This window comes from Devosia sp. (assembly GCF_028290645.1).
In the GTDB taxonomy this organism is placed as follows: Bacteria; Pseudomonadota; Alphaproteobacteria; order Rhizobiales; family Devosiaceae; genus Devosia_A.
The window spans coordinates 1-12,016 of the sequence record NZ_JAQGJL010000411.1 but is presented as its reverse complement, the minus strand read 5'-3'; the positions used below and the strand labels follow the sequence as shown (position 1 = coordinate 12,016).

The window sequence follows — 12,016 nt, the reverse complement described above, 5'->3', positions numbered from 1 at the left end:
GCGCGGCTGCGACCGCGTGATGCCGGTGGACATCTATGTCCCCGGGTGCCCGCCCACGGCCGAGGCGCTGCTGTACGGCATCCTGCTGCTGCAGAAGAAAATTCGCCGCACCGGCACGATCGAACGTTAGGACCGGCCATGACCGACGGCCCCATTCCTTCCCCGCTCGCGGCGCTCGCTGAACGTGCGCGCAATGCACTCGGCGACAAGGTCATCGACCACAAGCTGGCCTATGGCGAGCTGACGCTGCTGGTGGAGCGCGAAGCGATCATCGACGTGGTGACGTTCCTCCACGACCACGAGGCGTTCATCTCGATCACCGATGTGTGCGGCGTGGACTATCCCGAGCGCGACGAGCGCTTCGACGTGGTCTACCACCTGCTGAGCCCGAAGCAGAACGTGCGCATCCGGCTGAAGCTCACCACCGACGACACCAAGCCCGTGCCGTCGATCACCGGCATATTTCCGGGCGCCGACTGGTTCGAGCGCGAGACCTACGATCTGTTCGGCATCCTGTTCACCGGGCACCCGGATCTCCGTCGCCTCCTCACCGACTACGGCTTCGACGGCTATCCGCTGCGCAAGGATTTCCCGACCACCGGCTATGTCGAGGTGCGCTACGACGAAGAGCGCAAGCGCGTGGTTTACGAGCCCGTGAAGCTGCCGCAGGAGTTCCGGCAGTTCGATTATCTGTCACCGTGGGAGGGCACTGACTACGTGCTGCCCGGGGACGAGAAGGCGAAGAACTGATGTCCGAAGTCGACGTTCGCAATTTCACGATCAACTTCGGGCCGATCCACCCGTCGGCGCACGGCGTGCTGCGCTTGATCCTCGAGCTCGACGGCGAGGTCGTCGAGCGCGTTGATCCGCATATCGGGCTGCTGCATCGCGGCACCGAGAAGCTGATCGAGACCAAGACGTATCTCCAGGCCATCCCGTATTTCGATCGGCTCGACTACGTGGCCCCGATGAACCAGGAGCACGCGTTCTGCCTCGCGGTGGAAAAGCTGCTCGGGCTGGAAGTGCCGTTCCGCGGCCAGCTGATCCGCGTGCTCTATGCCGAAATCGGGCGGCTCCTGTCGCACATGCTCAACGCCACCACGCAGGCGATGGACGTCGGCGCACTGACCCCGCCGCTGTGGGGGTTCGATGAGCGCGAAAAGCTGATGATCTTCTACGAGCGCGCTTCGGGCAGTCGCATGCATGCGGCGTACTTCCGTCCGGGCGGCGTCCATCAGGACCTGCCACAGGCGCTGATCGACGATATCGGCGCGTTCTGCGATCCGTTCCTCAAGGTGCTCGACGATCTCGAGGGCCTCTTGACCGGCAACCGCATCTACATGCAGCGCAACGCCGACATCGGCGTGGTGAGCGCCGAGGATGCCTGGAAGTGGGGCTTTTCGGGCGTGATGGTGCGCGGCTCGGGCGATGCCTGGGACCTGCGCAAGGCCCAGCCCTACGAGTGCTACGACCAGCTCGAATTCGACGTGGTCGTCGGCAAGAACGGCGACTGCTACGATCGCTACCTCGTCCGCATGGACGAGATGCGCCAGTCCATCCGGATCATGAAGCAGGTGCTCGACCTGCTGAATTCGCCGGGCGGGCAGGGGCCTGTGTCCTCGACCGACGGCAAGGTGGTGCCGCCGAAGCGCGCCGAGATGAAGCAGTCGATGGAAGCGCTGATCCATCACTTCAAGCTCTACACCGAAGGCTACAAGGTGCCGGCCGGCGAGGTTTACGCCGCGGTCGAGGCGCCCAAGGGCGAGTTCGGCGTCTACCTGGTCAGCGACGGCACCAACAAGCCGTACCGCTGCAAGATCCGCGCGCCGGGCTTTGCCCACCTGCAGGCCATGGATTTCCTTTGCCGGGGGCACATGCTGGCTGACGTCGCCGCCATCCTCGGTTCGCTCGATATCGTGTTTGGTGAGGTCGATCGGTAATGTCCGCCCGCCGTCTAGCTGATGATGCCGTCCAGCCGCCGACCTTCGCCTTCACGGCGGAGAACCAGCGCTGGGCCGAAAAGAAGATCGCCGAGTACCCCGCCGGCCGGCAGCAATCGGCCGTGATCCCGATCCTGTGGCGCGCCCAGGAGCAGGAGGGCTGGGTCACCCGTGCCTCGATCGAGGCTGTCGCCAGGATGCTGGGCATGGCCTACATCCGGGTGCTCGAGGTCGCGACGTTCTACACCCAGTTCCTGCTGAAGCCGGTGGGCACCAACGCGCACATCCTGATCTGCGGCACGACGCCGTGCATGCTGCGCGGCGCCGAAGACCTGCGCGAGGTTTGCCAGCACCGTATCAACCACGAGCCGTTCGAGACCAATGCCGAGGGCACGCTGAGCTGGGAAGAGGTCGAGTGCCTCGGAGCCTGCGTGAACGCGCCGATGGTGATGATCGGCAACGACGCCTACGAAGACCTATCGGTCGAGAGCTTCGAGACGCTGCTCGACAAGTTTGCCGCCGGCAGGGGCAGCGAAGTCAAGCCCGGCCCGCAGATCGCCCGCCAGTTCGGCGCCGCCGAGGGTGGCCAGACGACCCTGCTCGAACCGCCGACCGCCAGGCGCACCTACAAGCCGTTCCCGCCGCCGCCGGAGCCCGCACCCGCTCCGGGCGCAGCGGTTGCCACCCCGGCTCCGGCCGCCGCCGCTCCCGTCGCTACCAAGCCTCTGGAAGCCGCGACCAACGCGCCGACCAAGCCGGGTCGCAAGACCGGTGCGGTGCCGGACGAAGCGGCGCCCGGGCTGAAGGGCCCCCCGGGCTCTCCGAAGGCGCCGATGGCTGCCGCGGAAGCGGAACGGCTCAAGGCCGATGTGGCGGCCAATGCCGACGGCGAGCCCAATCGGGCGATGCGCGAGGATGCGACCGGGGCGGAGTCTCCGGCGGGCAAGATCGATGCCGGCAAGGCGCCTGGCAAGCCGCGTCGCCGCAATGCGGCGGACGCCGAGCCGCAGGTCGGCGGAGTGTCGCCGACACGCGAAACGGGCCGCAAGGCGAAAAAGCCGGAGAGTGACGTCTGATGCTTCAGGACCAGGACCGCATCTTCACCAATCTCTACGGCACGGGCGACTGGGGCCTCGAAGGCGCCATTTCTCGCGGCGCGTGGCAGGATACCGCGACTTTCATCGAGCGCGGCCGTGACTGGATCACCAACGAGGTCAAGGGTTCGGGACTGCGCGGGCGTGGCGGGGCAGGGTTCCCCACGGCGCTCAAGTGGACCTTCATGCCCAAGGTCTCCGACGGCCGGCCGCATTATCTCGTCGTCAATGCCGACGAGTCCGAGCCCGGCACCTGCAAGGATCGCGAGATCCTGCGGCATGACCCGCACCACCTGGTCGAAGGCTGCCTGCTTGCCGGCCGGGCCATGGATGCGCATGTGGCGATCATCTATGTGCGCGGCGAGTTCATCCGCGAGCGCCACCACCTCGAAGCGGCAGTGCAGCAGGCCTATGACGCGCGGCTGATCGGCAAGAACAACAAGAACGGCTGGGACTTCGACATCATCGTCCACCACGGCGCCGGCGCCTATATCTGCGGCGAGGAGACGGCGCTGCTCGAGAGCCTCGAGGGCAAGAAGGGCCAGCCGCGGCTAAAGCCACCGTTCCCGGCGGCAATGGGCGTCTATGGCTGCCCGACCACGGTGAACAACGTCGAGTCGATCGCCGTGGTGCCGGAAATCCTCCGCCGCGGCGGCGCCTGGTTCGCCGGCATCGGCCGCGCCAACAATACTGGCACCAAGCTGATGTGCGTGTCGGGTCACGTGAACAAGCCTGCGACCTTCGAAGAAGCCATGGGCATCAGCTTCGAAGAGATGATCGAGAAGCATTGCGGCGGTATCCGCGGCGGCTGGGATAACCTCCTCGCCGTGATCCCGGGCGGCGCCTCGGTGCCGTGTGTGCCGGGCGAAAAGATCCGCCATGCGGTCATGGATTTCGACGGGCTGCGCGAAGTGGGCTCGTCGCTCGGCACCGCCGCGGTGATCGTCATGGACAAGTCCACCGATATCATCAAGGCGATCTGGCGGCTCTCGGCCTTCTACAAGCACGAGAGCTGCGGACAGTGCACGCCGTGCCGCGAGGGCACCGGCTGGATGATGCGCGTCATGGAGCGCATGGTCGAGGGCCGCGCCCAGAAGCGCGAGATCGACATGCTGTTCGAAGTGACCAAGCAGGTCGAAGGCCACACCATCTGTGCGCTCGGCGACGCCGCGGCATGGCCGATCCAGGGCCTGATCCGCAATTTCCGCCCCGTCATCGAGGCGCGCATCGACGCCTACACCTACAGCTCGACCAGCGACGGCGCCGTGCCGTCGATCGCGGCGGAGTAAGAAATGGCCAATATCAAAGTCGACGGCCAACTCGTCGAGGTTCCGGACTACTACACGCTGCTGCAGGCCGCCGAGGCCGCAGGCGCCGAGATTCCGCGCTTCTGCTACCATGAGCGCCTGTCGGTCGCCGGCAATTGCCGGATGTGCCTGATCGAAGTGAAGGGCGGGCCGCCGAAGCCGCAGGCCAGCTGCGCGATGGGCGTGCGCGACCTCCGTCCCGGCCCGAACGGCGAGCCGCCGGAAATTTTCACCAACACCCCGATGGTCAAGAAGGCCCGCGAAGGGGTGATGGAGTTCCTGCTCATCAACCACCCGCTCGATTGCCCGATCTGCGACCAGGGCGGCGAGTGCGACCTGCAGGACCAGGCCATGGCCTACGGCGTGGACAAGAACCGCTACGCCGAGAACAAGCGCGCCGTCGACGACAAGTATCTCGGGCCGCTGGTCAAGACGTCGATGAACCGCTGCATCCATTGCACGCGCTGCGTCCGTTTCACCACCGAAGTCGCCGGCATTGCCGAGATGGGCCTGCTCGGCCGCGGCGAGGATGCCGAGATCACGAGCTACCTCGAACAGGCGCTGTCGAGCGAGCTGCAGGGCAACATCATCGACCTTTGCCCGGTCGGCGCGCTGACCTCCAAGCCCTACGCCTTCCAGGCCCGTCCGTGGGAGCTGGTGAAGACCGAGTCCATCGACGTGATGGACGCCGTCGGCTCCAACATCCGCGTCGACAGCCGCGGCCGCGAAGTAATGCGCATCCTGCCGCGCGTCAACGAGGCAATCAACGAGGAGTGGATCTCGGACAAGACCCGCTTCGTCTGGGATGGCCTCAAGAGCCAGCGGCTCGACCAGCCCTACGTCCGCTCCGGTGGCAAGCTGAAGCCGGCCTCATGGGACGAGGCGTTCTCAGCAATCGCCAAGGCCATCAAGGCATCGGGCGGCGGCAACAAGATCGGCGCCATCGCCGGCGATCTCGCTTCGGTCGAGGACATGTACGCGCTCAAGGCGCTGATGACCGCGCTCGGCTCGGGCATGACCGACAGCCGCCCGCCGATGTCGGGGATCGACGCCTCGATGCCGCGCTCGGCCTATATCTTCAACCCCACCATCGCGGGCATCGAAGAAGCCGACGCCATCCTGATCATCGGGGCGAACCCCCGCCGCGAGGCCTCGGTGCTCAACGCCCGCATCCGCAAGGCCTGGCGAGCCAAGGGCACGCCGATCGCCGTGATCGGCGACAACGCCGACCTCACCTACAAGTACGAGTACCTGGGCAACGGCTTCTCGGCGCTGACCGACCTCGTCGCCGGCAAGGGTAGCTTCGGCGAGGTCCTCGCCAAGGCCACCAAGCCGCTGATCATCGTGGGCGAGGGCGCCGTATCGCATGGCGCCGCGCATTCGAAGCAGATCGGCCGCGACACCATTGCGCTGGCCGCCAAGCTCGTCACCGGCGCCGGCGTCGCCGAGGGCTGGAACGGCTTCGCCATGCTGCACAACGCCGCCGGCCGCGTCGGCGGGCTCGATATCGGCTTCGTGCCGCACAATGGCGGTGTCTGCTCGGCCGACCAGATCGGCCTCGCCGGCGAGGGCAAGCTCGACGTGCTGTTCCTGCTCGGCGCCGATGAGTACGACACCTCGGCGATGGGCAAGGCCTTCGTCGTCTATGTCGGCACCCACGGCGACAAGGGCGCCCACCGCGCCGACGTCATCCTCCCAGCCGCGACCTACACCGAGAAATCCGGCACCTACGTCAACACCGAGGGCCGCGTGCAGCTCGCCGAGCGTGCCGTGTTCCCGCCGGGCGAAGCCAAGGAAGACTGGGCGATCTTCCGCGCCCTGTCGGGCGTCCTCGGCATCCCGCTGCCGTTCAACTCGCTGACCAGCCTCCGCGCCGCGATCTACGCCGAGTTCCCGCATCTCGGCCGCCTCGACCAGATCGCCGCCGGTTCGGTGGACGACGTCAAGAAGCTGGCGGGCGCCGCGATCAAGACCAAATCCGCGACCTTCACCTCGCCGATCGGCGATTTCTACCTCACCAACCCGATCGCACGGGCGTCCGCGACGATGGGTGAATGCGCCGCGCTGCAGGCCGGTCTCCGGCAGGCAGCGGAGTAAGGGGCCCAGATGGATTTCGTCGTTTCAGCGCTGGACTACCTGCTCGGCATCCCGATCTTCGGTTGGGGCTCAGAGGTCGGGTTCGTCTACAAGGGGCTGCTGCTCCTCGTCGCGCTGCTGATCTTCACCGCCTACATCCTCCTCGCCGACCGCAAGATCTGGGCGGCGGTGCAGCTGCGCCGGGGCCCGAACGTGGTGGGCGCCTTCGGCCTGCTGCAGAGCTTCGCGGACCTGTTGAAGTTCGTGCTCAAGGAGCCGGTGATCCCGGCGAGTTCGGACAAGGTGCTGTTCATCCTCGCGCCGCTGGTGACCTCGATCCTCGCGCTCTCGGCCTATGCGGTGATCCCGTTCGGCGCGGGCCTCGCGCTCGCCAACATCAATGTCGGCGTCCTCTACATCTTCGCCATTTCCTCGCTCGGGGTATACGGCATCATCATCGGCGGCTGGTCCTCGAACAGCAAGTACGCCTTCCTCGGCGCGCTGCGCTCGGCCGCCCAGATGGTCAGCTACGAGGTCTCGATCGGCCTCGTGATCATCACGGTGCTGCTGGTCGCGGGCTCGCTCAACCTCACCGACGTGGTCCTTGCCCAGCAGTCGGGCGGCATCGCCACCATGCTCGGCGTGCCGTGGCTCAGCGTGCTGAACTGGTACTGGCTGCCGCTGTTCCCGATGTTCGTCATCTTCTACATCTCGGCGCTGGCCGAGACGAACCGGCCGCCCTTCGATCTGCCGGAAGGCGAGTCCGAGCTCGTCGCGGGCTACATGGTCGAGTATTCCTCGACCCCGTACCTGCTGTTCATGCTCGGCGAATACATCGCCATCATCCTGATGTGCGCGATGACGACGATCCTGTTCCTCGGGGGCTGGGTCGCCCCGATAGAGGTGCCGCCGTTCACCTGGATCCCGGGCATCGTCTGGTTCGTCCTCAAGCTCTGCGCGGTGTTCTTCATGTTCGCGATGGCCAAGGCGATCGTGCCGCGCTACCGCTACGACCAGCTGATGCGCATCGGCTGGAAGGTGTTCCTGCCGATCTCACTGCTTATGGTGGTCATCGTCGCCACCGTTCTCCAGCTCACCGGCTGGGGCTGGCACGGAGGTGCCGTCTGATGCGCTTTGCCCAGTTCCTAAACGGCCTGCTTCTGAGGGAATTCGTCGGCGCGTTCTTCCTCGCGATGCGGTACTTCTTCTCGCCCAAGAAGACCATCAACTACCCCTTCGAGAAGATCCCGTATTCGCCGCGCTTCCGGGGCGAGCACGCGTTGCGCCGCTATCCGAATGGCGAAGAGCGCTGCATCGCCTGCAAGCTCTGCGAGGCCATCTGCCCGGCGCAGGCCATCACTATTGAGGCCGGTCCGCGCCAGAACGACGGGACCCGCCGCACGGTGCGCTACGACATCGACATGGTGAAGTGCATCTATTGCGGCTTCTGCCAGGAGGCCTGCCCGGTCGACGCCATCGTCGAGGGGCCGAACTTCGAGTTCGCCACCGAGACCCGCGAGGAACTCTATTTCTCCAAGGAGAAGCTGCTTGCCAATGGCGATCGCTGGGAGCGCGAGATCGCGGCCAACCTCGTCGCCGATGCGCCGTACCGGTAAGGGATCGAGATGACGCTGCCGCTGTTCTTCTTCTACGTGTTCGCCACCATCACCGTCGCCTCGGCGCTGATGGTGATCGCGGCGCGCAATCCCGTACACTCGGTGCTGTTCCTGATCCTGGCGTTCGTCAACTCGGCCGGCCTGTTCATGCTCGCCGGCGCCGAGTTCCTGGCGCTGATCCTGATCGTCGTCTATGTCGGCGCCGTCGCGGTGCTGTTCCTGTTCGTCACCATGATGCTCGACGTGGATTTCGCCTCGATGCGCCAGGGCATGCTGCAATACGCGCCGGTGGGCGTCGTGGTCGGCGTGATCCTCCTGCTCGAGCTGCTGCTGGTCGGCGGCAGCTTCGTCCTCCCCACGGGAGTCGAAGCGTCGGCCATGGTGCCGATCGATGCCGGCATCCAGAACACCCGCGCCATCGGGCAGCTGCTCTACACGCGCTACGTGTTCCTGTTCGAGCTGGCCGGCGGGGTGCTGCTGGTGGCGATGATCGGCGCGATCGTCCTGACGCTCAGGCACAAGCCGAACGTCAAGCGGCAGGACGTGTTCCGCCAGACCGGGCGCAAGCGCTCGGAAGCTACGGAACTGGTCAAGGTCAAAACGGGGCAGGGGCTCTAAATGCTGGCAGCAACAGGCATCGGCATCGGCCACTACCTCGCGGTTGGCGCGATCCTCTTCACGCTCGGCGTGTTCGGGATTTTCCTCAATCGCAAGAACATCATCGTCATCCTGATGTCGGTCGAGCTGATCCTGCTCGCGGTCAACATCAATTTCGTGGCGTTCTCGGCGCAACTGGGCGATCTGGCCGGACAGGTGTTCGCGCTGCTGATTCTCACGGTCGCTGCCGCAGAGGCGGCCATCGGGCTCGCCATCCTCGTCGTCTACTATCGCAACCGCGGCACCATTGCCGTGGAAGACGTCAACTCCCTGAAGGGCTGACCGCAAGTGATCCAGGCCATCGTATTCTTCCCGCTGGTCGGGGCGCTGATTGCAGGCCTCCTGGGCCGGATCATCGGCCACCGGACCAGCGAGTACATCACCACCGGGCTGCTCATCGCTGCCGCGGTGCTGAGCTGGATCGACTTTTCCAACTACTGGTTCGCGCCGGAAGTGGCCGAGGCCGCGGGGCATGCCGAGGCAAGCAAGGTGGAGATATTCCGCTGGATCGTCTCGGGCGACCTCGACATGCGCTGGATCCTGCGCGTCGACACGCTGACGGCGGTGATGCTGGTAGTGGTGACCACGGTCTCGAGCCTCGTCCACGTCTATTCGATCGGCTACATGGCCGACGATCCGCATCGCGCGCGCTTCTTCGCCTATCTGTCGCTCTTCACCTTCGCCATGCTGATGCTGGTGACGGCTGACAATTTCCTGCAGATGTTCTTCGGCTGGGAAGGCGTGGGCCTCGCGTCCTACCTGCTGATCGGCTTCTGGTACACGCGGGAGTCCGCCAACGCCGCGGCGATCAAGGCGTTCGTCGTCAACCGCGTCGGCGATTTCGGCTTCGCGCTCGGCATCTTCGCGGCGTTCGTGGTGCTCGGCCATCTCGATTTCGACGGCGCCTTTCATGCCGTGCCGGAAAGGGCCGAGGCGACCATCCATTTCCTCAGCTGGGACTTCCACGCCATGACCGTGGTGTGCCTGCTGCTGTTCATGGGCGCCATGGGCAAGTCGGCGCAGTTCCTGCTCCACACCTGGCTGCCCGACGCCATGGAAGGCCCGACCCCGGTCTCGGCCCTCATCCACGCAGCGACCATGGTCACCGCCGGCGTGTTCATGGTGGCGCGGCTGTCGCCGCTGTTCGAGGCCTCCGAGTTCGCCATGACCGTGGTGATGCTGGTCGGCGCGATGACGGCGTTCTTTGCCGCGACCGTCGGCCTCGTCCAGAATGACATCAAGCGCGTCATCGCCTATTCGACCTGTTCGCAGCTCGGCTACATGTTCGTGGCGCTCGGGGCAGGGGTTTACTCGGCAGGCATCTTCCACCTCTTCACCCACGCCTTCTTCAAGGCGCTGCTGTTCCTCGGCGCCGGCTCGGTTATCCACGCGATGCACCACGAGCAGGACATGCGGAACATGGGTGGGTTGGCCAAAAAGATCCCGATCACCTACTGGCTGATGATCATCGGTACGCTGGCGCTGACTGGCGTCGGCATCCCGGGGACGCCGCTCGGCTTCGCCGGTTTCTTCTCGAAGGACGGGATCATCGAAGTCGCCTACGCGGCGGGTGGGTCCACCGGCTACATCGCCTTCTGGGCATTGGTGATCGCTGCGCTATTCACCAGCTTCTATTCGTGGCGCCTCATCCACCTCACCTTCCATGGCGAGCCGCGGGGGACGCACCACGGCCAGGATGCGCACGCAGATCACAGCCATGACGATCACGGGCATCACGGCAGCGCCTACGACAACGCGCATGAGAGTCCGCCCGTCATGCTGGTTCCGCTCTACATCCTCGCCGCGGGCGCGGTGCTGGCGGGCGTGTTCTTCAACGACGCGTTCCTGGGCCATGCCGAGCACATCGCACATTTCTTCCAGGGCTCGCTGGTAGTCTCCCCGGAGCTCGTCGAGGCCGCCCATGGCGTGCCGCTTTGGGTGAAGTGGTCGGCTACGGTGGCGATGGTGCTGGGCTTCGTGGCGGCGTACCAGATGTACATCCGCGATCCGGCGGCGCCGAAGCGGCTGGCCCATGCCAATCCGGGGCTCTACCTGTTCCTGCTCAACAAGTGGTACTTCGACGAGCTCTACGACCGCATCTTCGTCAAGCCGGCGTTCTGGCTGGGCAACGCGCTCTGGAAGGGCTTCGATGACCAGCTGGTCGACAAGACCCTCACCGAGGGCCTCGGCAACCGGGTGAAGGACATCACCGGCCGGGTCGTGAAGCTCCAGTCCGGCTACCTCTACCACTACGCTTTCGCCATGCTTATCGGGATCGCGGCGCTGCTCACCTGGGCCATCGCTGCCGGGGGACTTCTGGGATGATCTTCAGTGACCACCTTCTGACGGTCATCACCTTCCTGCCGACGCTAGGCGCGTTGCTGCTGCTGTTCGTCGGGGGCCGCGACGAGGCTTCGACGAACCTCGCGCGCTGGGTGGCGCTCGCGGTGACGCTGGTGACGGCGGCGCTGAGCCTCTACCTCTGGTACCTGTTCGATCCCGCGAACACCGGCTTCCAGTTCGTCGAGAACTACCCCTGGATCGGCGACACGATCGGCTACCGCATGGGCGTCGATGGCATCTCGGTGCTGTTCATCCCACTGACCGCGGTGCTGATGCCGGCGGTGATCCTCTCGAGCTGGACCTCCATCACCACGCGCGTGAAGGAGTACCTGATCGTCTTCCTCGTCCTCGAGACGTTCATGATCGGCGCCTTCGCGACGCTCGACCTGGCGCTGTTCTATGTGTTCTTCGAGGGGACGCTGATCCCGATGTTCCTGATCATCGGCATCTGGGTCGGGGCGCGGCGCTTCCAGGCGACCTACAAGTTTTTCTTCTATAGCTTCACCGGCACTGTGCTGATGCTGCTCGCCATCATGGCGATGTTCTGGCAGGCCGGCACGCTCGATATCCAGAAGCTCCTGACCTTCCATTTCCCGCCCGAGGTGCAGACCTGGCTGTGGATCGGCTTCTTCGCTTCGTTCGCGGTGAAGCTGCCGATGTGGCCGTTCCACCGCTGGCTGCCGGAAGCCCACGTCGAGGCGCCGACCGGCGGCTCGGTGATCCTTGCCGCGATCCTGCTGAAGCTCGGCGGCTACGGCTTCATCCGCTTCTCGATCTCGATGTTCCCCGATGCCTCGCACCAGTTCGCGAACTTCGTCTTCGTGCTTTCGATCGCGGCGATCATCATCACCTCGCTGATCGCCCTGGTGCAGACCGACATCAAGAAGCTGATCGCCTATTCCTCGGTGGCGCACATGGGCTTTGTGACCATGGGCATCTTCACCGGCAACGTCTACGGCGTGCATGGCGCGATCTTCCAGATG

General features: G+C 65.3%; 11 protein-coding genes and 1 pseudogene. All 12 read left to right on the top strand.

Translation table 11 applies throughout. The features are described from left to right. Positions 1–130, top strand: a pseudogene (locus JWQ89_RS21945) (NADH-quinone oxidoreductase subunit B); the annotation flags it as partial. Between the two features lie 8 nt (positions 131–138). Beyond that, complete coding sequence (locus JWQ89_RS21940; RefSeq protein ID WP_299644748.1) at positions 139–750, top strand: NADH-quinone oxidoreductase subunit C; 612 nt, start codon at positions 139–141, stop codon at positions 748–750. Then, positions 750–1,940 carry an NADH-quinone oxidoreductase subunit D gene (locus JWQ89_RS21935; protein ID WP_299644747.1) on the top strand — a complete coding sequence of 397 codons (1,191 nt, stop codon included), beginning with the start codon at positions 750–752 and terminating at the stop codon, positions 1,938–1,940. Before JWQ89_RS21940 ends, JWQ89_RS21935 begins: the two co-directional genes overlap by 1 nt. Then, positions 1,940–3,016: an NADH-quinone oxidoreductase subunit NuoE gene (nuoE, locus tag JWQ89_RS21930; protein ID WP_299644745.1), complete on the top strand. Its 1,077-nt coding sequence runs from the start codon at positions 1,940–1,942 to the stop codon at positions 3,014–3,016. Before JWQ89_RS21935 ends, nuoE begins: the two co-directional genes overlap by 1 nt. Further along, a complete protein-coding gene (gene nuoF, locus JWQ89_RS21925) occupies positions 3,016–4,323 on the top strand; it encodes an NADH-quinone oxidoreductase subunit NuoF (protein WP_299644743.1) in 1,308 nt (435 codons plus the stop codon). Before nuoE ends, nuoF begins: the two co-directional genes overlap by 1 nt. A gap of 3 nt (positions 4,324–4,326) precedes the next feature. Then, a complete protein-coding gene (gene nuoG, locus JWQ89_RS21920) occupies positions 4,327–6,438 on the top strand; it encodes an NADH-quinone oxidoreductase subunit NuoG (RefSeq protein WP_299644742.1) in 2,112 nt (703 codons plus the stop codon). Between the two features lie 9 nt (positions 6,439–6,447). Next, complete coding sequence (nuoH, locus tag JWQ89_RS21915) at positions 6,448–7,545, top strand: NADH-quinone oxidoreductase subunit NuoH (RefSeq protein WP_299644740.1); 1,098 nt, start codon at positions 6,448–6,450, stop codon at positions 7,543–7,545. Further along, entirely contained in the window at positions 7,545–8,033 is a 489-nt protein-coding gene (nuoI, locus tag JWQ89_RS21910; RefSeq protein WP_299644739.1) for an NADH-quinone oxidoreductase subunit NuoI, read from the top strand. The genes nuoH and nuoI overlap by 1 nt, the downstream gene beginning before the upstream one ends. A gap of 9 nt (positions 8,034–8,042) precedes the next feature. Beyond that, positions 8,043–8,651, top strand: coding sequence for an NADH-quinone oxidoreductase subunit J (locus JWQ89_RS21905; protein WP_299644738.1), 609 nt, complete (start codon positions 8,043–8,045; stop codon positions 8,649–8,651). Next, positions 8,652–8,972 carry an NADH-quinone oxidoreductase subunit NuoK gene (gene nuoK, locus JWQ89_RS21900; protein ID WP_299644736.1) on the top strand — a complete coding sequence of 107 codons (321 nt, stop codon included), beginning with the start codon at positions 8,652–8,654 and terminating at the stop codon, positions 8,970–8,972. 6 nt (positions 8,973–8,978) lie between these two features. Beyond that, on the top strand, positions 8,979–11,015 hold the full coding sequence (gene nuoL, locus JWQ89_RS21895) for an NADH-quinone oxidoreductase subunit L (RefSeq protein ID WP_299644734.1): 2,037 nt from the start codon (positions 8,979–8,981) through the stop codon (positions 11,013–11,015). Beyond that, on the top strand, positions 11,012–12,016 hold a 1,005-nt coding region (locus JWQ89_RS21890; protein ID WP_299644732.1), incomplete at its 3' end, for an NADH-quinone oxidoreductase subunit M. The genes nuoL and JWQ89_RS21890, both read left to right, overlap by 4 nt.